15 protein-coding genes are annotated in these 22,159 nt (G+C 72.0%); 11 read left to right on the top strand and 4 right to left on the bottom strand.

Features of this window, described 5'->3' with window-relative positions; genetic code table 11:
* Positions 1–112 precede the first annotated feature (112 nt).
* A complete protein-coding gene (locus ACZ6MA_RS23060) occupies positions 113–1,267 on the top strand; it encodes a rod shape-determining protein (protein ID WP_469435807.1) in 1,155 nt (384 codons plus the stop codon).
* Positions 1,268–1,430: 163 nt separating this feature from the next.
* Here the strand turns inward: ACZ6MA_RS23060 and ACZ6MA_RS23065 are convergent, their stop codons facing one another.
* Positions 1,431–2,702: a nucleotide sugar dehydrogenase gene (locus tag ACZ6MA_RS23065; RefSeq protein WP_469435808.1), complete on the bottom strand. Its 1,272-nt coding sequence runs from the start codon at positions 2,700–2,702 to the stop codon at positions 1,431–1,433.
* Positions 2,703–3,045: 343 nt separating this feature from the next.
* Here ACZ6MA_RS23065 and ACZ6MA_RS23070 point away from each other — a divergent pair, with 343 nt between their 5' ends.
* Positions 3,046–4,752 (top strand): glycerol-3-phosphate dehydrogenase/oxidase, encoded by a 1,707-nt coding sequence (locus tag ACZ6MA_RS23070; protein WP_469435809.1) that lies wholly within the window; start codon positions 3,046–3,048, stop codon positions 4,750–4,752.
* 8 nt (positions 4,753–4,760) lie between these two features.
* On the opposite strand, the gene ACZ6MA_RS23075 is transcribed toward ACZ6MA_RS23070, so the two are convergent.
* Positions 4,761–5,972 (bottom strand): serine hydrolase domain-containing protein, encoded by a 1,212-nt coding sequence (locus ACZ6MA_RS23075; protein ID WP_469435810.1) that lies wholly within the window; start codon positions 5,970–5,972, stop codon positions 4,761–4,763.
* 114 nt (positions 5,973–6,086) lie between these two features.
* Here ACZ6MA_RS23075 and ACZ6MA_RS23080 point away from each other — a divergent pair, with 114 nt between their 5' ends.
* Positions 6,087–8,069 carry a protein kinase domain-containing protein gene (locus ACZ6MA_RS23080; RefSeq protein ID WP_469435811.1) on the top strand — a complete coding sequence of 661 codons (1,983 nt, stop codon included), beginning with the start codon at positions 6,087–6,089 and terminating at the stop codon, positions 8,067–8,069.
* Positions 8,070–8,233: 164 nt separating this feature from the next.
* Positions 8,234–10,960, top strand: a complete 2,727-nt coding sequence (locus tag ACZ6MA_RS23085) for a protein kinase (RefSeq protein ID WP_469435812.1) — start codon at positions 8,234–8,236, stop codon at positions 10,958–10,960.
* A 30-nt stretch (positions 10,961–10,990) separates the two neighbouring features.
* On the opposite strand, the gene ACZ6MA_RS23090 is transcribed toward ACZ6MA_RS23085, so the two are convergent.
* Positions 10,991–12,580, bottom strand: a complete 1,590-nt coding sequence (locus ACZ6MA_RS23090) for a class I adenylate-forming enzyme family protein (protein ID WP_469435813.1) — start codon at positions 12,578–12,580, stop codon at positions 10,991–10,993.
* A gap of 161 nt (positions 12,581–12,741) precedes the next feature.
* Between ACZ6MA_RS23090 and ACZ6MA_RS23095 the strand changes: the two genes are divergently transcribed.
* From ACZ6MA_RS23095 to ACZ6MA_RS23110, 4 genes are all read left to right on the top strand, one after another.
* Positions 12,742–14,004 carry an amidohydrolase family protein gene (locus ACZ6MA_RS23095; RefSeq protein WP_469435814.1) on the top strand — a complete coding sequence of 421 codons (1,263 nt, stop codon included), beginning with the start codon at positions 12,742–12,744 and terminating at the stop codon, positions 14,002–14,004.
* Positions 14,005–14,010: 6 nt separating this feature from the next.
* Positions 14,011–15,180 carry an acyl-CoA dehydrogenase family protein gene (locus ACZ6MA_RS23100; protein WP_469435815.1) on the top strand — a complete coding sequence of 390 codons (1,170 nt, stop codon included), beginning with the start codon at positions 14,011–14,013 and terminating at the stop codon, positions 15,178–15,180.
* 2 nt (positions 15,181–15,182) lie between these two features.
* Complete coding sequence (locus tag ACZ6MA_RS23105; protein ID WP_469436034.1) at positions 15,183–16,241, top strand: acyl-CoA dehydrogenase family protein; 1,059 nt, start codon at positions 15,183–15,185, stop codon at positions 16,239–16,241.
* Between the two features lie 413 nt (positions 16,242–16,654).
* On the top strand, positions 16,655–17,134 hold the full coding sequence (locus ACZ6MA_RS23110) for an ATP-binding protein (RefSeq protein WP_469435816.1): 480 nt from the start codon (positions 16,655–16,657) through the stop codon (positions 17,132–17,134).
* A 336-nt stretch (positions 17,135–17,470) separates the two neighbouring features.
* Here the strand turns inward: ACZ6MA_RS23110 and ACZ6MA_RS23115 are convergent, their stop codons facing one another.
* Positions 17,471–18,397, bottom strand: a complete 927-nt coding sequence (locus ACZ6MA_RS23115; protein WP_469435817.1) for a cyclase family protein — start codon at positions 18,395–18,397, stop codon at positions 17,471–17,473.
* Positions 18,398–18,534: 137 nt separating this feature from the next.
* Here ACZ6MA_RS23115 and ACZ6MA_RS23120 point away from each other — a divergent pair, with 137 nt between their 5' ends.
* From ACZ6MA_RS23120 to ACZ6MA_RS23130, 3 genes are read left to right on the top strand one after another with little or no spacing between them, the layout of a single operon-like run.
* A complete protein-coding gene (locus ACZ6MA_RS23120) occupies positions 18,535–19,446 on the top strand; it encodes an SDR family oxidoreductase (protein ID WP_469435818.1) in 912 nt (303 codons plus the stop codon).
* Between the two features lie 47 nt (positions 19,447–19,493).
* On the top strand, positions 19,494–20,657 hold the full coding sequence (locus ACZ6MA_RS23125; protein WP_469435819.1) for an acyl-CoA dehydrogenase family protein: 1,164 nt from the start codon (positions 19,494–19,496) through the stop codon (positions 20,655–20,657).
* Positions 20,654–22,117: an aldehyde dehydrogenase family protein gene (locus ACZ6MA_RS23130; RefSeq protein WP_469435820.1), complete on the top strand. Its 1,464-nt coding sequence runs from the start codon at positions 20,654–20,656 to the stop codon at positions 22,115–22,117. The genes ACZ6MA_RS23125 and ACZ6MA_RS23130 overlap by 4 nt, the downstream gene beginning before the upstream one ends.
* The last annotated feature ends 42 nt before the right edge of the window (positions 22,118–22,159 follow it).

The raw sequence follows: 22,159 nt of genomic DNA on the forward strand, positions 1-22,159 counted from the left end.
AAGAAAAGCCGGTGGTCCCCGACATGGCCCCGGCCGTGGTGCTGTCACCGACAGCGAGCGGGCCGCTGTGAACTCCGCATAAACGTTCGACCATAGGGAATAATGGCAACTTATGGCACAAAGCAAGTCGTTCAGCGGCAGGGACATGGGCATCGACCTCGGCACGGCGAACACGCTCGTGTACGTGCGGGGGAAAGGAGTGGTGCTCAACGAGCCATCCGTGGTCGCGGTCAACGCCGCTGACGGCGGAGTGCTCTCGGTCGGATCCGAGGCCAAGGAGACCATCGGCCGCACCCCTTCGAACATCGTGGCCATCCGCCCGCTGCGCGACGGCGTCATAGCCGACTTCGAGATAGCCGAGCGGATGCTGCGGCACTTCATCAAGAAGGTCGCGGGCAACCGCCGCTTCTCCCGTCCGCGCGTGGTGGTGTGCGTGCCGTCGGGCATCACCGGTGTCGAGCGCCGCGCGGTCATCGAGGCGGCGACGCAGGCCGGGGCCCGGCAGGTGCACCTGATCGAGGAGCCGATGGCCGCGGCGATCGGCGCGGGCCTGCCGGTCAGCGAACCGACCGGCTGCATGGTCGTCGACATCGGCGGCGGCACCACCGAGGTCGCCGTGATCTCGTTGGGCGGCATCGTCACGGCGCGGTCGGTGCGGACCGCGGGTGACGCCATGGACACGGCCATCACCTCGTACGTGAAGAAGCACTATGCCCTCGCGATCGGTGAACGGACCGCGGAGGAGATCAAGATGAGCATCGGCTCGGCTTCTCCCACGGCCTCCTGGACCGCGGCCGGGCTGAGCGCGCTCGCCAAGCAGCTGGAGAAGAACGACGGCCTGGAGGACGTCGGCGGCGACCCGGAGGAGACCCAGGGCCTGCGGGCCCCGGACCGCTTCACCATTCGCGGTCGCGACCAGGTCAGCGGTCTGCCCAAGACGCTGGAGCTGACGGCCGACGAGGTCCGGCACGCGCTGACGGAACCGGTGGACGCGATCGTCATGGCCGTGCGGCAGACCCTGGACGAGACCCCGCCGGAGCTGGCGGGCGACATCATGGACCGCGGCATCGTCCTGACCGGCGGCGGTGCGCTGCTGCGCGGCCTGGACGTGCGGCTGAGCAAGGAACTCGACATCCCGGTGCTGGTCGCCGACGAGCCGCTGGACTGCGTGGCCGTCGGAACCGGCCGCTGCGTGGAGAACTTCGCCTCCCTCAGGACGGTGCTGGACGCGCAGCCCGGCCGGCTGCTCGGCACGGGCCGGCTGTAGGGGCGGGTTTCCGGCGGGCTTCCGCCGGTTGTCCGCCGGGCTTGTGTCAGGCGTTCCCCGGGCCGGTCCGGTGTCTCCCCGCATGTCCGGCGGGCAGACACCGGACCGGCCTTTTTCTCGCCCGTGGCGGCCGGCCGTCGGGCGGGGGCGACGTGGGCACGGCCTACAGCCGGTGCGCCGCCCCCGCCGGGCTCGCGCCCCGGGTGTCCAGCAGCAGTTGTGCCTTGACCGCCAGCCCTTGCAGGTCGTACGTGCGGTGGGGCTGCAGAAGGAGCGTCAGGTCGGCGACGGCGGCGGCCTCGTAGAGGCAGTCGGCGCGCGGCACGGGACGGCCGAGGACCCGCCACTGCGGGACGTAGGGGTCGTGGTAGCTGATCTGGGCGCCCAGCTCCATCAGCCGGGAGGCGATCTCGCGGGCGGGCGAGCCCTCCTGGTCGCCGGTGTCCGCCTTGTAGCCGACGCCGAGCAGGAGCACGCGGGCGCCGCGCGCCGACTTGCCGTGCTCGTTCAGGAGCGTGGCGCAGCGCTGGATGACATAGCGCGGCATCCGGCCGTTGACCTCCTGCGCCAGCTCCACCATCCGCAGGGGGTGACCGAGACTGCGGCCCTTGTAGGAGAGGTAGTTCGGGTCGATGGGCACGCCGTGGCCGCCCACCCCGGGCCCCGGGCGGAACGCCTCGAAGCCGAACGGCTTGGTCTCGGCGCAGCGCACCACGTCCCACATGTCGACGCCGATGTCGTGACAGAAGACCGCCATCTCGTTCGCGAGTGCGATGTTGACGTGCCGGTAGTTCGTCTCCAGCACCTTGACCGCCTCCGCCTCGCGGGGCCCCCGGGCGCGGACGACCTTCTCGCAGATCCGCCCGTAGAAGGCGGCGGCGGCCTCGGTGCAGGCGGGGGTGAGGCCGCCGATGACCTTGGGGGTGTTGGTGTAGCCGTGGCGCCGGTTGCCGGGGTCGAAGCGGCTGGGCGAGTAGGCGAGGTGGAAGTCCCGGCCCGCGCGCAGCCCGGAGCCGGATTCGAGCAGCGGACGGAGGTAGTCCTCCGTGGTTCCCGGGTAGGCGGTGGATTCCAGGAGCACGGTGGTGTGCGGGCGCAGCCGGGAGGCGAGCGCGCGGGCCGCGTCGCCGATGGCGCCGAGGTCCAGTGCCCGGTCCTCGCCGAGCCGGGTGGGGGCGCAGATCACCGCCGTACGGACCCGGCCCAGCTCGGTGTCCTCGGTCGTGGCGCGGAAGCCCGCCGAGAGCATCCGGCGGACGCCGGCGGCGGTGAGGGTGCCGTCGGCGCCTTCGGTGGGCAGCCGGCCGGCGCGCAGTTCGGCGACGGTGTGCGGGTCGGGGTCGTAGCCGACGGTGGCGATGCCGGCGGCGGTGGCCGCCTGGGCGAGCGGGAGGCCGAGGTGGCCGAGTCCGAGGACGGCGAGATCTGCGGGCATGGCGTGCGGTCCTTCCCGGAGGGGTCCTGCTGGCCGGTCCTTCCCGGAGGGCGGCGGTCGGAGGGCGTTTCCGGAGATTCCGGAGGGCCCTTCCGAGAGGTGGGCCCAGAGGGGAGGCGGATGGCCCCGCGGGCGGACGGGACCGATCCCCGGACGAGTTACATCAGGTTAAGCGGATATATGACTGTTATCCGGGATTACCGCGGCGCGGCTCGCGTCCGACACGGCCGAAGCGGCCGATCTGGTGCAGCATCGGAAGGGAACGGGTGCCCGGCAGTCCTGGTGCCCCGGTGGCCCGGGGCCACCGGGGGCGGCAGCGAGAACGGTCAATCGGGAGGCAGCAGTGAGGACAGCGACACTCGGGCCGGCCGAGCGCGGCGAGGCGCTCGCCCGAATGGCGGAGCGGGAACTGGACATCCTGGTGGTCGGCGCCGGTGTCGTCGGCGCGGGGACCGCGCTCGACGCGGCCACCCGTGGGCTCACGACCGGGCTCGTCGAGGCGCGCGACTGGGCGGCGGGTACCTCCAGCCGTTCCAGCAAGCTGATCCACGGCGGGCTGCGCTATCTGGAAATGCTCGACTTCGCGCTCGTGCGGGAGGCGCTCAAGGAGCGCGGGCTGCTGCTGGAGCGGCTGGCACCGCACCTGGTGAAGCCGGTCCCGTTCCTCTACCCCTTGCAGCACCGGGGCTGGGAGCGCTTCTACGCGGGCTCGGGCGTGGCGCTCTACGACGCGATGTCGGTCTCCTCCGGTCACGGGCGGGGGCTGCCCACCCACCGGCACCTCACGCGCAAGCGCGCGCTGCGGGTCGCGCCCGCCCTGAAGAAGGACGCGCTGATCGGCGCCCTGCAGTACTACGACGCCCAGATGGACGACGCGCGCTATGTCACCACCCTCGTGCGCACCGCCGCCGCCTACGGCGCGGACGTCGCCAACCGGGCGCGCGTGGTCGGCTTCCTGCGCGAGGGCGAGCGGGTCGTCGGCGCCCGGGTGAAGGATCTGGAACAGGGCGGCGAGTTCGAGGTCCGCGCCCGGCAGGTCGTCAACGCCACCGGGGTGTGGACGGACGACACCCAGCAGCTCATCGCCGAGCGCGGCCAGTTCCACGTACGGGCGTCCAAGGGCATCCACCTCGTCGTGCCCAAGGACCGCATCCACTCCACCACCGGGCTGATCCTGCGCACCGAGAAGAGCGTGCTGTTCGTCATCCCGTGGGGCAGGCACTGGATCATCGGCACCACCGATACCGACTGGGACCTGGACAAGGCGCACCCCGCCGCCTCCAGCGCCGACATCGACTACCTGCTGGAGCACGTCAACGCGGTGCTGGCCGTCCCGCTGACCCGCGACGACGTCCAGGGCGTGTACGCCGGACTGCGTCCGCTGCTGGCCGGGGAGTCCGACGCGACCAGCAAGCTCTCGCGCGAGCACACCGTCGCCCACCCGGTACCGGGGCTGGTGGTCGTGGCGGGCGGGAAGTACACCACCTACCGGGTGATGGCGAAGGACGCCGTGGACGAGGCGGTGCACGGACTGGCCCAGCGGGTCGCGGACTGTGTCACCGAGGACGTGCCCCTGGTGGGCGCCGAGGGCTACCGGGCCCTGTGGAACGGCCGGGCGCAGCTGGCGCAGCGCACGGGCCTCCACGTGGCACGCGTCGAGCACCTCCTGAACCGCTACGGCTCGATGGTCGACGAAGTGCTGGACCTCGTCACCGCCGACCCGAAGCTCGGCGAGCCGCTCACCGGTGCCGAGGACTATCTGCGGGCTGAGGTCGTCTACGCCGCGTCCCACGAGGGGGCCCGGCATCTCGACGACGTGCTCACGCGCAGGACCCGGATCTCCATCGAGACCTTCGACCGGGGCACGCGCAGCGCCCGGGAGGCCGCCGAGCTGATGGCGGGGGTGCTGGGCTGGGACCGGTCGCAGGTCGAGAAGGAGGTCGAGCACTACGAGAAGCGCGTGGAGGCGGAGCGCGAGTCGCAGCGGCAGCCCGACGACCAGACGGCGGACGCGGCACGGCTGGGCGCCCCCGAGGTGCAGCCGCTGTAGCCGGTCCGTCAGGGCCGCGGACAGAACTCGGAGTTCAGGAGAGTCCTTTCGGTGGCCGCGTCGGGCGGGTGGTCGCTGTTGACCCGGTAGCTGACGACATGCTGCCCGTCCGCGGTGCCGAGGGTCTGTACGTACGAGCCGCTGATCTCGCCGTTGTGGCCCCACAGGGTGCGGTGGCAGCCCAGCCGCACGGGGAACAGCCCCATGCCGTAGCGGCCGTACGAGGCCGTCGTGTCCCGCATCTGCCGCAGCTCCGGTGCGGGCAGGAGGGCGCCGCGCAGCAGTGCGCCGAAGAGCCGGTTGAGGTCGGGGAGGGTGGAGACGAGTTCGCCGGCGGCGCCCGCCGAGGACGGGTTGAGGTCGGTGGCGTCGGCGGTGCGGCCCCTGGCCGTCGTCGTGTAGGCGCGGCCGTGCGGGGAGGGCAGCACCGCCCGCGTGCCGGGGAAGCTGGTGCCGGTGAGGTGCAAGGGGGCGATGACGCGCCGGTAGGCCTCTGTGGCGTAGGAGTGCCCGGTGACCTGACGGATGACCATGCCCAAGAGCAGATAGTCGGTGTTGGAGTAGCGGTACCGCTCGCCGGGGGCCGCGTACGGCGGGTGCGCGAGGGCGGTCCGTACCAGTGCGTCGCTTTTATGGGTGTCGAAACGGTGCGCGGCGAAGCCCGGACCGAAGAAGCGGCGGAAGAAGACGCGGTCGTCGGTATAGGAGAACAGCCCGCTGGTGTGGGTGAGGAGTTGGCGGACCGTGACCGGGCAGCCCGGGGTGCGGCCTTCGTCCTCGCTGCCGCTGCCGCTGCCGCTGCCGCTGCCGGTGTCGCTGTCGTCGGCTTTGTCGTCGTCGTCAGGGCGGGGCAGCAGGGTGGCGATCGGGTCGGGGAGGTGGAGGGCCACCGGGTCGTCGAGGTCCAGCTTGCGTTCGGCGGCGAGCTGAAGGGTGACGGTGGCGATGACGGTCTTGGTGATGCTGCCGACGCGAAAGCGATCCATGGGGTGAATGGGGCGCCCGGTTTGTAGGTCAGCGACGCCCGCCGTGTGGAACCGGACCCCGTGAGCATCTTGTGACAGCTCGGCCGCACCGGGAACCGTCCGCGGGGAAACGAGGTCTTGGACAGGGGACCGGGTGGCGCTGTCACCACCCGCCGACACCGCGGACACCGTCACGGCGCAGGTCAGCGCGGTGACGGCGGAGGCGAGGCGCACGAGGGCGGTGTGCGTCGACATGTGCTCATCATCCACGGGCACTCGGACCCTGGCCTTCCGCCGGTCCGTGGATGAGAGACAATGGTCGCTCTGCCAGGGTCGGTTGGTCGCAGAGCTGATTGCCAGAGGGGACGCATGTCGGAGGCGGAGCAGACGCAGGGCACGGCAGGGCGCCTCCTGGCCGGGCGGTACCGCCTCGGGGGCATCCTCGGCCGCGGCGGCATGGGCACGGTCTGGCGGGCGACCGACGAGACGCTCGGCCGGACCGTCGCGGTCAAGGAGTTGCGCTTTCCGGCCAACATCGACGAGGACGAGAAGCGCCGCCTGATCACACGCACGCTGCGTGAGGCGAAGGCCATCGCCCGGATCCGTAGTGCCGGTGCGGTCACCGTCTACGACGTGGTGCACGAGGACGACCGCCCGTGGATCGTCATGGAACTCATCGAGGGCCGCTCGCTCGCCGACGTCATCCGTGAGGACGGCCCGCTCAAGTGGCGCCGGGCCGCCGAGGTCGGACTGGCCGTCCTCGACGTGCTGAGCGCGGCACACCGTCAGGGCATCCTGCACCGCGACGTGAAGCCGTCGAATGTCCTCATCGCGGACGACAACCGTGTCGTCCTCACCGACTTCGGCATCGCCCAGGTCGAGGGCGACCCGTCGGTCACCTCGACGGGCATGCTGGTCGGCGCCCCTTCCTACATATCCCCGGAGCGGGCGCGCGGGCAGAAGCCCGGCCCGCCGGCGGACCTGTGGTCGCTGGGCGGCCTGCTGTACGCGGCGGTCGAGGGCGTTCCCCCGTACGACAAGGGCTCCGCGATAGCGACCCTCACCGCCGTGATGACCGAGCCGCTGGGCCCCCCGCGCAACGCGGGCCCGCTCGAAGGCCTCATGTACGGGCTGCTCGCCAAGGATCCCGCCAAGCGGCTGGACGAGGCGGGCGCGCGGGCCCTGCTGACCGACGCGGTCAACGCCCCCGACGAGCGGCTCCCGAAGGCCCCGGAGGCCTCCCCGGCCCTGGACGCCACCCAGGCGATCGCCCTGCCGTCCCCCGCCGAGATGCGCTCCGGCAAGCGGCCGTCCTCCCCGGCGGGCAAGACCGCCCCGGCCCCGGCCTCGACGCCGGGCTCGCGGAAGGGCGACACCCGTGCCCCCGCCGGACCCTCCGCCGGGTCCCGCGCGACGGACGGGACGGGCGGGGCGGGCGACCGGATGCGGGGAGCGTTCAAGTCCGTCCGGGGCGGGGCCCCGGACGGCGGCGCGAAGCCGGCCCGGCCCGCGAGGCCCGCGCCCTCCATACCGTCCGCCCAGCGGCAGACCGGCTCCGGCCGGCCCGGAACCGGCCACGGCGCGCACCCCGCCCGCCCCGGACGGGCGTCCATCACGGACGTCGTGTCCCGCCGCACCCTGCTGGCCGTGGCGGTCATCGTGGCGCTGGCCATCATCGGCACCGTGCTCGCCATCACGCTGAACGGCGACGGCGACGACAAGGGCACCACGGGCGGCAGCAAGGGCGGCACGTCCAAATCCGTCAAGGACAAGGCGACTTCCTCCCTCACCGAGCAGGGCGCCAAGGGGCCGGCCGCCGGGTCGGACCAGGGCAAGGGCGACACGTCAAAGGACGAGTCGGACTCGTCGTCGGACGGTGATGGCGTGCCCGGCGGGTATGTGGCGGTCAAGAACACCGAGTACCACTTCAGCATCGCCATGCCCAAGGGCTGGAAGAAGACGGGCACCGCCGGGGCGCACTCCGGGGCGATATACAGCCAGTCGGGCGGTTTCCCCCGCCTCCAGGTCGACTTCGGCTCCCAGCCGGGCTCGGACGCCGCCGCGGCGTGGCGTGAATCCGACTCCGCCGCCAAGAGCGGTGGCATGCCCAACTACCGGCGCCTGGGCATCGACGAGGTCGAGGACTGGGACGATCACGACTACCCGACCGTCGCGGACTGGACCTTCGAACGCGATCAGAAGGACAAGCGCGTCCAGGTCCTCAACCGGGGCTTCAAGGTGGACGACAAGCGCGGCTACGCCATCATGGTGACGTGCGAGAAGGGCAAGTGGTCCGACGCGGAGTGCCGGACGCTGCGCGAGACGGCGTTCAGGACGTTCCAGCCCGCGTGACGGGCCGGAGCCCGGCCACGTACTGAGCCGTACCCGCCCGAAGAGACGGGTTCGGCACGTATCGTGAGTTCCCGTGAACCATACGCAGCCGCAATAAGCAGCTAAATGACCGACTTTGATGGTCATTCGAGCGAGGGTGTGGATCGCGCGCTTGGGGAGGCGTCGTGGACGACTACGCGGGTCGGGTGCTCGCCGACCGCTATCGCCTGCCGCTTCCGCCGTCCGACGCGTTCGAGCTGGTGGAGACGCGGGCGTTTGACACCTACAGCGGCCAGGAGGTCCTCGTCCGGCAGATCCCCCTGCCGGAGGTCGTCGACGCGGAGGTCATGGGCGACGACGACCCGTCACCGCCCGGATACGGGGGCGAGCGCGCGGCCGGATACCGGACCGAGGCCGCGGGCGGGCACGGTCCGCGGGACGGATCCGGGCCGGAGAGCGGCCCCGGGCGCGAGACCGGATACGGCGCCGGTCCGGGCGGGCCCACGGGCCATCCGGGCGGGCCCACGGTCCAGGGGCCCGGTGACCCGGTGGTGCGCCGGGCTCTGCTCGCCGCGACCGCTGCCGCGCAGCTTCCCGACCACCCCCGGCTCGACCAGGTCTTCCACGTCTTCGTCGAGGCGGGAAGCCTGTGGATCATCAGCGAACTCGTATCGGCCCGCCCGCTCGCGGCCCTGCTCGCCGAGCGCACCCTCACACCGCACCGGGCCGCCGAGGTGGCCGCCGACGTCCTCACCGCGCTGCGCGCCCTCCACGCCCAGGGCTGGACCCACCGCAACGTCACGCCCCGCACCGTCCTCATCTGTGACGACGGCCGTGCCATGCTCACCGGCCTCGCCGCGGGCGCGGCGGAGGAGGCCCTCTGCGGCCACGACCCCCTCCCGGCCGGTACCGCCGGGCAGCCCGGCCCCGCGACGGCCGGGCACGCGTCGCTCTCAGTGCCCCGCGCGGGAGCCGCTCCGGCGGATCCCGCGTACCCGCGGCTCCCGGACCAGCGCCCCCCGAGCCCCCGGCAGGGTCCGGCGCGGGGGAGCGGGGCCGCGCGCGCGACGGGGGAGGCGGGCGCGGCCGGGATCCCGGCGCAGACGGGACCGGTGTATCGCGACCAGGGTGTGAACGGCGGGTACGCACCGTCCGGCGGCGGGACGGCGGCCACCGGCCGGGCGGGCGGCCACGGGCGCGACGGGGCCCGGGACGACCGGGCGCCCCGGGCCGGGGCGGTCGCCGCGTACCGCGCGGGCGCCCGGGCCGCGGCCGCGCGCGAGGCGATGGAGAGCGCCCCCCGGCCGCCGGCCGGCTCGCCCCCCTGGGGTGACGGCGGCACGGCCGCTTCCCCCGCTTCCCCGTGGGGCGCCGGCGCACCGGCCGGGCGCCTCGGGCCCGGTGGGGCGCCCGGCTCCGGCGGTCCGGGCGCGCCCGTCCCCGAGCGGAACGGGGCAGAGGCCGGTGGCACGGCTTCCACCGGAGACGGCTGGGGGCACACCGCCGGGCCGGGCGGCGCGCTCGCCGCCGAGCGGGCACGGCAGGCGCGCATGGTGGTGGTGGGCGCCGTCACCGAACGGTGGGCGCCGGAGCAGGCTCACCCGGTGCACCAGAGCTGGCAGCTCGCGCCGCCCGTGGGCCCCGCCACCGATCTGTGGGCGCTGGGCGTGCTGCTCTTCCGCGCGGTGCAGGGGCACCCCCCGTACCCGGAGGAGAGCACGGCCGAGCTGGTGCGCCTGGTCTGCGCGGAACCGCCCGCCTACGCCGAGGAGTGCGGCGCGCTGCGCCCCGTGGTCGAGTCGTTGATGCGCAAGGACCCGGCCGACCGCCCCGAGTGCGAGGAACTGCGCGGCTGGCTGCGGTCGCTGATCCGCTCGGCGCCGGAGCCGGACCTCGGCAGCCGTACGGTCACCGTCCCGTCGCTCGGCGCGAGCCTGCCCGCCGACCCGCGCAGGCTGCCGCTGATCCGACGGCGCGGCGAACTCGTGCGCCGTCGGCGCGGCCGCGCCTCCGGCTCCCTCGCCCCGGTGCCCGCCGTGCACGGGAGACACAAGAAGGCGGCCGGGGAGCGGCGGGGGGAAGGCCCGGAGGAGTGGGACGAGCCGGCGGCCGCAGGTGCGCCGGTTCACGACCATGCCGACGACCAGGCCATCGCACCGGGCGCGGCGCACTCGACGGAACAGGCACCGGAGCGACGTGGGGGTCCGACACGCCGGTCGCCCCGGCATCTCGGGCGGCTGCTGCTCGGCCTGATCCTGCTCCTCCTGGTCGGGGCGGTGCTGTACGCGCTGCTGTTCATGCCGCGCGCCGACGAGAACGCGGGCCGGGGGCGGACGGACCGTACCGGCACGGCGGGGCTGCGGAGCGCCGCCCCCAACCGCCCGGCGACGAACGGCGGGACGGCCCAAAGCGATGGCTCCGGCACACAGGCGGCGCGCACCACCGGACCCCGGGGCGTCCCCAAGGGCTACACCCTGCGCCAGGACCCCGGGGGTTTCTCCGTGGCCGTCGCCGAGGGCTGGCAGCGCCGTGGCGAGAACGACCGGGGCCAGGTCGTCTACGCCGGCGGGGACTACGAGCTGATCGTGGTCCCTGGCCGGGACAAGGTGGCGGAGTTCGGCGACGACCCACTGGACTACCAGCAGGGCAAGGAACCCGAGCTGGAGCCCTACCGCTCCTCGTCCTGGTCGGGCGCCTCGGGGCTGCGCCGCGTCGACGTCGGTGGGAGGACGAGGGCGGAGGGCACGTACAACTGGAACGACGGCGGTGGCCGGCAGGTCTATGTGCGCAACGCCGCGATGATCCTGGCGGGCCGCTATCACGTGGTGCAGCTGATCGGACCGATGGACGGGCAGCGCGCGGTGGACGGGTTCTTCGAGCAGGCGGTGTCCACCTACCGGCTCACGGGCTGAGGCCCGCCCGGCCCCGCGAGCGGCCGCCGGTCAGCCGGAGAAGCGTTCGCACAGCTTGTACTTGAGGACCTTGCGGAGCGTGTCGTCACGCGGCAACTCGTCGACGACCTCCACTTGCTCGGGCAGCTTGTGGACGGCCAGTCCCGCGCTCCGCAGGTGGGCCGTGATGTCCCCGAGCCCCAGCGGTCCGGCGCCGGGGGGCTGCTGGACCACGGCGCACACCCGCTCGCCGGACACCGCGTCGGGGAGACCGATGACGGCGACGTCCTCGACGCCGGGGTGGTCGTGGAGCAGTCGCTCGATCTCCTGGGCGGAGATGTTCTCGCCCTTGCGGATGATGATGTCCTTGGTGCGGCCGGTGAGCACGAGGTGCCCCTCGACGGTGAGCCTGCCGAGGTCACCGGTGATGAGGAAGCCGTCGGCGTCGAAGGCCTCGGCGGTGTGGGTGGGATCGAGGTAGCCCTGGCAGACGGCCTCGCCGCACAGTCGTATCTCCCCTTCCGCGCCGGGTGGGAGCGGCTTGCCCTCGGGATCGACGACCCGGATCCGCATGCCGGCCGGGGGGCGTCCCTCGGTGGTGGCCAGTTGCTCCGGGGTGTCGTCCGGAGAACCCATCGTGATCATCGGGGCTTCGGTCATGCCGTAGCCGTGGGTGAGCGCGCACCCGAGTTCGTCGACCACCGCGTGATAGAGCCCGGGCGGCTTCGGCGCCCCTCCGCCGGCCATGAGACGGAGGGTGGGGATGAGCCTGCGGGTGGGGTCCTTGCGCTGCTCGGCGAGGAGCAGGGAGTAGAAGGCGGTGGAGCCCCCGGCGACGGTGACACCGTTGCGGCGGTAGGCGTCGAGCGACCCGGGCAGGGCGAAGTGCTCGAAGAGGACACTCGGAAAGCCTCTGAGCAGCAGCATCACGGTGTAGTCGGGGCCGGCGACGTGTGCGTAGGGGAAGGCCATGGAGCCCACGTCGGCGACCGTCAGGCGCAGTGCGTCGGCGAGACAGGCACCGGCGGCGATGATGGAGCGGTCCGTGTGCAGCACGCCCTTGGGCTCGGAGGTCGTACCGGAGGTCCAGTAGACCCAGCGGACGGTGGTGCCGTCGGCGGGAGGGGGCGGGAGCACGGAGGGGTCCGCCTCCGGGAGGCCGGCGTACGCCGTGAAGACGAGCGGCGGCGACGGCAGCGTGAGGGCGAGGCGGTAGGCCATCGCGGCGTGGTCGAAGCCCCGCCAGACTCCGGGCACCGCGAAGAACTCCGCCTGAGTGGCCCGTAGCGCGTGGCCGACCTCGCGGTCGCGGTAGAAGGGGATGAGCGGTGTCTGCACGGCCCCGAGCCGGGCCAGCGCGAAGGCCAGGGCCACGGTCTCGATGCGGGTGGGCAGTTGCCAGGCGACCCGGCTGCCCGGCCGTACCCCCAGCCCGTACAGCCAGGCGGCGACGCGCTCCGCCCGGCCGCGCAGCTCCCCGAAGGTCAGACGGCGGTCAGGAGCCGTGCCCTCGGCCGCCCCCGGGCTGTCGGGTTCGCCGGCCTGGAGGAGCGCGGGCGCGTCCGGGGTGAGCGAGGCCCGGCGGTCGAGGAGTTCCCACAGGGTGCGGGACGCGGCCAGGCCGGAGGCGGTGCCGGACATGAGGGGCCTCCCTAAAACTGACGGCTCATCAGATGTGGCGGAAGCGTAGGGGTGGCCGCCTTGTCGGTCCAGGGGGTGCGGACTAACCTCGCATCTGATGGAGCGTCAGGAAATGTGCTGCATCGGCTTGTCGTCGCCGGGTCAGCGAGAGGGAGCCCCTCATGGATCTGCCGCGCATAGTCAGCGTGGACGACCACGTGATCGAACCCGCCCACCTCTTCGAGTCCTGGCTGCCCGCCCGGTACCGTGATCGCGGCCCCCGCCCCCTGACGGCCGGGATCGGAGAACTGGCCTATGTGGCGGGCAAATACGTCATCACCATGGACCCCGAGGGCCCGCCCACCGACTGGTGGCTCTACGAGGACCTCCGGTTCCCCTACAAACGCAACATCGCGGCCGTCGGCTTCGATCGTGACGAGATGACTTTGGAGGGCATCACCCGGGAGGAGATGCGCCCCGGCTGCTGGGATCCGGCGGAACGCCTGAAGGACATGGACCTCAATCACGTCGAGGCGTCCCTGTGCTTCCCCACCTTCCCGCGCTTCTGCGGCCAGACCTTCGCCGAGGCGCGGGACAAGGAGGTCGCCCTCGCGTGCGTGCGGGCCTACAACGACTGGATGGTCGAGGAGTGGTGCGGCGACAGCCGGGGCCGGCTGATCCCGCTGTGCCTCATCCCCCTCTGGGACGTCGCCCTCGCCGTCCAGGAGATCCGGCGGAACGCCGCTCGCGGCGTACGGGCCGTGACCTTCAGCGAGATCCCCACCCACCTCGGGCTGCCCAGCATCCACTCCGGCTACTGGGATCCCTTCTTCGCCGTCTGCCAGGAAACCGGCACCGTCGTCAACATGCACATCGGTTCGTCCTCGCAGATGCCCGCGGCCTCCCCGGACGCGCCACCCGCCGTCCAGGCCTCCCTGTCGTTCAACAACGCCATGGCATCGATGATGGACTTCCTCTTCAGCGGCGTCCTGGTGAAGTACCCCCGCCTCACCCTCGCCTACAGCGAGGGACAGATGGGCTGGATCCCCTATGCCCTGGAGCGCGCCGACGACGTATGGCGCGAGCACCGGGCCTGGGGCGGTGTGCGCGATCTGATCCCCGAGCCGCCCTCCACCTACTACTACCGGCAGGTCTTCTGCTGCTTCTTCCGCGACAAACACGGGATCGCCTCACTCGATGTGGTGGGCCGCGACAACGCGACCTTCGAGACCGACTACCCCCACGTCGACTCGACCTTCCCGCATACCAAGGAGATCGCACTCGACCACATGAAGGGCCTGGACGACGAAACCGTGCACAAGGTGATGCGGGGAAACGCGATCCGGATGCTCGGCCTGGATCTCGATCAGGATCAGGGCCTGGGCCTGTGCCCGGACACGGGGTGCGCGGCCCCAGTGCCCGGCGTCGGCCGGCCGGACGCGTGAGGGCTCATGGACCTCACGTTCACCCGGGAAGAGGAACGGTTCCGGCGCGAGCTGCGGGCCTGGCTGCGCGAGACCCTGCCAAAACTCCCCGCGAAGCCGCCGCCCGCCCACTGGCCGGCACGGCGCGCCTATGACTGCGCCTGGCAACGCGCCCTGTACGACGCCGGATACGCCGGGCTGCACTGGCCCGCCGAGGCCGGTGGGCGCGGCGCCACCCCCACCCAGCACCTGATCTTCCTGGAGGAGACGGAACTGGCGGGCGCGCCGTACGTCGGCGCCAACTTCGTGGGCCTCCTGCACGCCGGCCCCACCATCGCCGCCGAGGGAACGGCCGGGCAGCGGGCACGCTGGCTGCCACCGATCCTGCGCGGCGAGGAAGTGTGGTGCCAGGGCTTCTCCGAGCCGGAGGCGGGCTCCGACCTGGCCGCACTGCGCACCCGCGCGGTCCGGGACGGCGACGCGTACATCGTCACCGGCAGCAAGCTCTGGACCTCGCACGCCGAGGTCGCCGACTGGTGCGAGCTGCTCGTCCGCACGGATGCCTCCGCCCCCAGGCACCGGGGCATCTCCTGGCTCGCCATGCCCATGGACGCCCCCGGGATCACCGTCCGCCCGCTGCGCACCCTCGCGGGCTCCACGGAGTTCGCCGAGCTGTTCCTCGACGAGGTGCGGATACCGCTCTCGTACCGCGTCGGCGCCGAGAACGACGGCTGGCGCGTCACCATGGTCACCCTCTCCTACGAGCGCGGCACGGCCTTCGCCGGCGAGGTCGTCGCCTGCCGCCGCACACTGGCCCGGCTGGCCCGGACGGCGAAGGAGAACGGCCGGTGGGACGACGTGGTCCTGCGCCGTCGCCTGGGACGGCTGAACGCCGAATTCGGCGCGCTGTGGCGGCTGACGCAGTGGAACGTCAGCGCGGCGGAGCGGGGGGCGCACGGAGGCGGGAGCGCGGTGCCGGGCGTCGGCGGCTCCGTCTTCAAGCTCCGCTATTCCGAGGCCCGGCAGGAGTTGTACGACACGGCCGCCGAGGTCATCGGCCCCGAAGCGCTGGACGCCGGGCACCCGTGGACGGCGGACCGCCTCTCCGCCCTCTCCTACACGATCGCCGCCGGCACCACCCAGATCCAGCAGAACATCATCGCCGAGCGCATCCTCGGCTTACCCAAGGGCCGTTGACCATGGACTTCCGGCTCGACGACGACCAGCGGGCCCTGCGGACGGGGACGCGGCAACTTCTCGCGGCGCTGTTCCCCCGCGAGCGACTCCGAGCGATGGTGGACGGGGGCCGCGCGGCGAGCCCGGGCGGCTCGGGCAGTCCGGTCCGTGGGCTGTGGAAGGAACTGGGCGACGCCGGCTTCTTCTCTCTGAGGTCGGCCGAGGAGCGCGGTGGAGCGGGGCTCGGACTGCCGGAGGCCGTGCTCGTCTTCGAGGAGGCGGGCCGGGTCCTGCTGCCCGGCCCGCTGGTCGCCACCCACCTCGCGGCGGGCCTGGTGGAAGGAGCGGCCGAGGGGGAGGCGCTGGTGACGGCCGTGGACCGGCCGGGCCCGGTCGAGCATCTCGCCTTCGCGGACGCCGTCCTCCTCCTCGACCGCGCCCCGGTCCGGATCCTGCGCACGGGCACCGGCACGGCGGGGGCCCCGCGCGCGCTGGGGGCGCGGCCGGTCAAGGAGGCGATCGACCCGACGACACCGCTGCACCTCGTGAGCCGGCTGCCGGACGACGCGGAAGCGATCGGCGCCGCTCACGACGCCGCCCGACTGCGCCGGGAAGCGGCCTTGCTGACGGCGGCCCTGCAACTGGGCAGTGCCTCGCGCACGGTGGAGATGACGGTCGCGCACATCAAGGCCCGATCGCAGTTCGGCCGCCCGATCGGCGCCTTCCAGGCGGTGCAGCACCTCTGCGCCCGGATGTTCGTCCGCGCCGAGATCGCCCGCCGCAGTATCTATGCCGCATCACTGACAGTGACACTCGGTGATATTTCCCGGGCTAAATTGCTCGCCGACGCGGCTGCTGTCCGTAATGCCCGTGACTGCCTGCAACTGCACGGCGGGCTCGGATTCACCTGGGACGCGGACGTTCATCCGCACCTCAAGCGGGCCTGGGTGAGAGCGGCGCAATGGCTGTCGGAGGCCGAGGCGGAAGAAGTGCTCGCGGAGGAACTCCTGACCGAATTCCCCACGGGATGTACGGCCGGGCGGAAGGAGTGGAGTGCGAACGTCGAAAATAGCGCTGAGTGAGCAGTGTGGTGGAAATGCCCGTTATGTCACTAATAAGTGATTACACAGCGTCGATATCGGGTTGTGTCCTGCGTGTAACTCGTCGCGGGGCGGAGTTCTCCCCGACCTCGGGTACGCTCCCTTGGATGCGAGTGGTTCAGAAGCGCAATTATCCCGGTGCCGCCGATATGGCGGCGCCGAACGCGGGATCGTCTGCCACTCGCGTCGGCTCGGGGGCCGCGATTCCCCGATGTTCGAGTCCCCGCAGCGCGCGTCGCACAGTATGCAGTACGCATACTCCTTTGCGCCGGAATATGCCTGAAGCGCTTGTTGGGGTGACTCTACGTCAACCATGCTGTCTCGGAAGGAGATCACGTTCCGTGACCTCTCGGAGACGCGAGGCGTTGTGTCCGCCGGTTCGGATGGTGTGAGCGGTGCAGGTGCTTCAGATGCAGATGGAGGTTCGGGCCGACCCCGCGGAGGTGGGGCGGGCCCGCAGGTGGGCGCGGTCGCGCCTGGCCGGTACCGGGATAGGGATGGACGAGCCCCTGGCCGAAACGCTGATCCTGCTCATCTCGGAGCTGGTCACCAACGCCGTGGTGCACACGGGCTGTCCGGCCGTCCTGCGCATGCTCTTCCCGGGGGCGGGCGGCTCCGCCGAGGCCGTGTCCGGGGGGTGCCCGAGCACCGTCCGCGTCGAGGTCGCCGACATCAGCGCACGTCCGCCGCGCCGCCGCTGCGCGGAGGGCGACGACACCGGAGGGCGGGGGCTGGAGCTGGTGGACGGCCTGGCCGACCGCTGGGGTTGGCAGCCGGAGGGTGCCGGCAAGCGCATCTGGTGCGAGGTCGACCGTGGAGAACCCCTCTGGGTCGGCGCTTTCGAGCCGCCACGCGCCGTCACAAATCGGGCGTAGTCGACAAAGTCCAGACCAGGTGTTGACGTGAAGTGTTCGCGTGATCACCCTTGGACGCAGCGATTCGTTGCGAGGGGACGTCGAGAGGTCCGTGCTGCAGGGACCGGCTTGGCGAGTACGGGTCGCGGCCCGGCGCGGCTTCAGGGCAGAGGCGCCGGAGCTGGGTGGCGGCGTGCGGTGCCGTGCTCGGGGTGCGCATCAGCGCGCCGTCGCCCGCCCACCCCTCGTCAGATCCTGCCGCTGGGCGGCGATGGGCGGCGATCGGCATGCCGGTCGTCTTAACGGGGCGGGAAGACCGAGGCCGGGGTCGGAGTGCGGGGCCGGGGTGGCTGTGAGTCAGAGGATCGCCACCGGCGCCACCGGCGCTCCTGTCCCACCCGCGAAGGGCTCGGGAGTCGCCGACAGCAGAAACGCATAGCGTTTCTCCTCCGCGCACGCTGCCGAGAGTTCCTCAAGGTTCCAGTTCTGCCCCTGCAGCATGCCCATCTCGACCAGATCGAGTGCGTGCACGGGCAGCCATAGATTCTCGAACTCCGGTGGGAAGGCCTCGAAGGTCAAGGTGTCGTTGGCGACGGCGGCCACGTCGCGGGCGTGAAACCACTCCGGCGTGCGGATCGACAGTCCGGGTGACGGGAAGGCGTACGCTTCCCTGTCCCCTGCCAGGTACCGCTGTATCTGACCCGTTCGCACCATGACGATGTCGCCCGTCCGCACCGTGACGCCGGCCAGCTCCTGTGCCGCGTCGAGATCCTCGGGGGTCACGATGTGCCCGCTCTCGAGCCGCTCGGTCCCCCGGGCGCGTGCGACATCGAGCAGCACACCCCGGGAGACGACGGCCCCCGCCTTCTCCATGCCGCTGAAAGCTGCCCGGCCGTGCGTGGTGATCGAATCCGCCGGGCGGCCGTTGTAGATCTTTCCGCTGTGGGAGACATGGGGGAGCGCATCCCAGTGCGTGCCCGCCTGGAGGCCCATGGTCACCGTGTCGTCGCTGGTGGCGATGGTGTCGGGGCCGAACATCTCCCAATTGACGGCGATCATCGTGTGGAGCGGATTGACCCTGCCGGGGATCATCCCGGTCTGAACCCCGTCCTGCCGGAGCGGCAGGGCGAGAGGGATACGACGGCCCGTCCTCACGGTCGCGACGGCGGTGCGCACCACGGCGCCGGTGATGAGGTTGAGGGTGCCGATCTCGTCGGCCGCCCCCCAGCGCCCCCAGTTGTTGACGCGTTTGGCGATCTCGTGGAACTCGGGCGGCAGTGGCATGGAAACCCTTCCAGAAGTCGTAACCCGTAGGCGCGCGCCAGCAGTTCGCGCGGCCACTTCGGTGGCGGGTCTTGTGCTCGTGCCCGCTCTGCCCAAAAATCTAACGGGCCGTCAGAAACTCCGGGAAGGGGCAGGCCGTGGGGAACTTCTTGGCGGACAAGGTGGTCGCCGTCACCGGAGCCGGTCGGGGGATCGGCCGGGCGGTCGCCCTGGCCTGCGCCGACGAGGGGGCGAAGGTCGTCGTCAACGACTACGGCGTCTCCGTCGACGGCAGCGAGCCGACCAGCGCCGTCGCGACCGCCGTGGCCGAGGAGATCGGGAAGGCGGGCGGTGAGGCGACCGCCCTCGCGGACGACGTATCGACCATGGCGGGAGGCCAAAGGATCGTCGACACGGCACTGACCCGGTACGGGCGGCTCGACGGCGTCGTCTGCGTGGCGGGGATCCTGCGGGAGCGGATGCTCTTCAACATGACCGAGGAGGAGTGGGACCCGGTCATCGCCACCCATCTGAAGGGCACCTTCACCGTCTTCCGCGCCGCCTCGGCGCTGATGCGCCGACAGGGCGGCGGCACCCTCATCGGATTCACCAGCGGCAACCACCAGGGCAGCGTGTCCCAGGCCAACTACGCCGCGGCCAAAGGCGGCATCATCTCGCTCGTCCGCAGCGCCGCACTGGGCCTGAACAAATACGGGGTCACGGCCAACTGTGTGGCTCCCGTCGCCCGCACCCGGATGTCCGCGAACGTCCCCATGGAGTTGAAGGAGATCGGTGAGCCCGAGGACGTGGCGGCGCTGGTCGTCTATCTCCTCAGCGAGCGGGCCCGGGAGGAGGGGATCACCGGCCAGGTCTACACGGTGGCCGGCCCCAAGATCGCGCTCTGGGCGCAGCCGCGCGAACTGCGCGCGGTGCACGCCGAGGGCGCCTGGACTCCCCGGCGGATCGCCGACGTGCTGCCGGGAACGGTCGGCACCGACCCGATGCCCATGCTGGACCGGTTGGAGGCCATGGCGAAGGCGGCCGCAGCCGAAGGCCGCCCGAACGCGTGACCTCCCGGAATTCCGCCCCAAGGTCTCGGCGAGAGGAGAGGGCAGGAGTGGACTTCGCTTTCGGGCCACAGGACGAGTCGTTTCGCGGATCCGCCCGGGCCTGGCTCGACGCGCATCTCGCGGGCGAGCCGGCCCGCGTCCCCGGCCGCGCCTGGGAGCGCGAGCTGGGCGCGGACGGCTGGATCGGCCTCGGCTGGGACCGGCATCACGGCCGCTTCGGCAACCGGGCCGCGACGGTGACCGAACAGGTCGTATGGGCGGAGGAGTACGCCCGCGCCCAGGCCCCCGCCCGTATCGGCCACATCGGTGAGAACCTCCTGGCCCCCACTCTCCTCGCCCACGGCGACGACACCCAGCGCGCCCGGTTCCTCCCCCCGATCGCCCGTGGCGAGGAACTGTGGTGTCAGGGCTACAGCGAGCCCGGTGCGGGATCGGACCTCGCCTCGGTACGGACCGCCGCCGTGCGGGACCACGGCAGCGGAACCTATCGGATCACCGGACAGAAGATCTGGACCTCGCTCGCCCACGAGGCGGACTGGTGCTTCGTCCTCGCCCGCACCACCGAAGGATCGCGGCGCCATCACGGGCTCTCCTTTCTGCTGGTGCCGATGGACCAGCCCGGCCTGATCGACGTCCGGCCCATCCGGCAGATGTCGGGAGCGGCCGACTTCAACGAGGTGTTCTTCGAGGGGGCGAAGGCTGGAGCCGAGCACCTCGTCGGCGGCGAGGGCAACGGCTGGCGGGTCGCCATGAGCCTGCTCGCGAGGGAACGCGGCGTCTCCACACTCGTCCAGCAGATCGGCTTCGCGGCCGAACTGACGCGCACGGTCCGCCTCGCCCTGGAAACCGGTGCCGCGGCCGAGCCCGTCGAACGCGATCGGCTCGTGGGGCAATGGGCCGCGTTGCAGGTCATGAGATGGAACGCCCTGCGCACGCTGGGCGCGGCGCCGGATCCGGGGGCACCCAGCGTCGCCAAACTCCTGTGGGGAGGGTGGCACCGGACGCTCGGCGAACTGGCGATGCGGGTGCGGGGCGCCGACGCCACGGTCGCCCCGGGGGACTGGAGTGCCGACCGGCCCTATGAACTGGACGCCGTGCAACGCCAGTTTCTCTTCTCCCGTGCCGACACCATCTACGGCGGGTCGGACGAGATCCAGCGCACCATCATCGCCGAGCACGTCCTCGGTCTGCCGAAGGAGTTCCGCCCATGACCGCATACGGGCACTGGATCGACGGCGCGTGGCGTACGCCGGAAAAGGGGCACTATGCAGTTGTCAATCCGGCGACCGAACAGGTCGTCGGGGAGGCCCCGGAGGCGACTCCCGCCGAAGTCGCCCGTGCCGTGACCGCCGCGCGGGCCGCTCAGGACGGCTGGTCCCGGACGGATCCGCGCGAGCGCGCGGCCGTACTGGACCGGATAGCGGATCTCCTCATCGAACGCGGAGGGGAGCTGGCGACTCTCCTCCAGGCGGAGACGGGTGCGACGCGTCGCGTCGCCTCCACCCTGCAAGTGACCCCGGCCGTCGACCGCTTCCGCCGCTACGCGCGGGGCGCGTTGGAGCCGGATGTCGTCCCTCTCGGACCACGGACCGCCCAGGCCAGTGCGCTCGCCCCCGGCGGCCTGATCGGGGCCGCCGCGGTCCGTCGCCCGGTGGGCGTCGTCGGCTGCATCACCTCCTACAACTTCCCGGTCGTCAATCTCGCGGGCAAGGCCGCCCCGGCCCTGGCCATGGGCAATACGGTCGTCGCCAAGCCGGCCCCGCAGGACCCGCTCTGCTGTCTGGAACTGGGGCCGCTGTGCCAGGAGGCCGGTCTCCCGGACGGCGTCCTCAACGTCGTCACCGGCTCGGACGCTGCCGTGGGGGAAGCGCTGGTGTCCCACCCCGAGGTCGACATGGTGAGTTTCACCGGCTCCACCGAGGTGGGAAAGAAGATCGCCGAGTCCGCGGGGAGGTCGATGAAGCGCACCCTGATGGAGCTGGGCGGCAAGGGCGCGGCCATCGTCCTGGCTGACGCCGACGAGAAAGCGGTCGCGTCGGCGATCGGGGCGGTCGGTTCGGTCTGGTCCTTCCACAGCGGGCAGGTCTGCACGGCGCCGACCCGGGTGCTCGTCCACCGGTCGATGTACGAGAAGGTCGTCACCGGTCTCACACACTACGCCCGGTCGCTGACAGTCGGTAACCCTGTGGATAACTCCACGGTCGTCGGCCCGTTGATCTCCGCCGCGCAGCGCGACCGCGTCGAGGCCTCCATAGCCGGAGCCCGTGACCAGGGGGCCCGCATCGTCACCGGCGGCTCCCGGCCCGCCCTGGCACCCGGCTTCTACGTCGCGCCCACCCTCATCGCCGACGTCACGCCGGACATGACCGTCGCCCGGGAGGAACTCTTCGGCCCGGTCGTCGCCGTCCTCCCGTTCGACGACGAGGACGAGGCGGTCCGCATCGCCAACGGCACCTCGTACGGCCTCTACGACTACATCTTCAGCGGCGACACCGGACACGCCTGGTCGCTCGCCGCTCGATTGCGCAGCGGCAACATCGGTATCAACACGGCCCAGCGGCACCCTGAGACCCCCTTCGGCGGCTTCAAGGACAGTGGTATCGGTCGCGACGGCGGTTCCTTCGGACTGCACGCGTACAGCGAACTCCAGTCCGTCGTCTGGTCCTCCTGAGGAGGCGGCCCCGGGAAGACCCGTGGCCGCCTCGGCCCGTAC

It is taken from the genome of Streptomyces sp. NPDC042259 (assembly GCF_055582085.1).

Excerpts from the sequence above, each read along its gene's own strand:
- ACZ6MA_RS23115 (WP_469435817.1), bottom strand. The coding sequence starts at position 18,397 with ATGCCACTGCCGCCCGAGTTCCACGAGATCGCCAAACGCGTCAACAAC.
- ACZ6MA_RS23090 (WP_469435813.1), bottom strand. The coding sequence starts at position 12,580 with ATGTCCGGCACCGCCTCCGGCCTGGCCGCGTCCCGCACCCTGTGGGAA.
- ACZ6MA_RS23095 (WP_469435814.1), top strand. The coding sequence starts at position 12,742 with ATGGATCTGCCGCGCATAGTCAGCGTGGACGACCACGTGATCGAACCC.
- ACZ6MA_RS23105 (WP_469436034.1), top strand. The coding sequence starts at position 15,183 with ATGGACTTCCGGCTCGACGACGACCAGCGGGCCCTGCGGACGGGGACG.
- ACZ6MA_RS23130 (WP_469435820.1), top strand. The coding sequence starts at position 20,654 with ATGACCGCATACGGGCACTGGATCGACGGCGCGTGGCGTACGCCGGAA.
- ACZ6MA_RS23075 (WP_469435810.1), bottom strand. The coding sequence starts at position 5,972 with ATGTCGACGCACACCGCCCTCGTGCGCCTCGCCTCCGCCGTCACCGCG.
- ACZ6MA_RS23080 (WP_469435811.1), top strand. The coding sequence starts at position 6,087 with ATGTCGGAGGCGGAGCAGACGCAGGGCACGGCAGGGCGCCTCCTGGCC.
- ACZ6MA_RS23100 (WP_469435815.1), top strand. The coding sequence starts at position 14,011 with ATGGACCTCACGTTCACCCGGGAAGAGGAACGGTTCCGGCGCGAGCTG.
- ACZ6MA_RS23065 (WP_469435808.1), bottom strand. The coding sequence starts at position 2,702 with ATGCCCGCAGATCTCGCCGTCCTCGGACTCGGCCACCTCGGCCTCCCG.
- ACZ6MA_RS23060 (WP_469435807.1), top strand. The coding sequence starts at position 113 with ATGGCACAAAGCAAGTCGTTCAGCGGCAGGGACATGGGCATCGACCTC.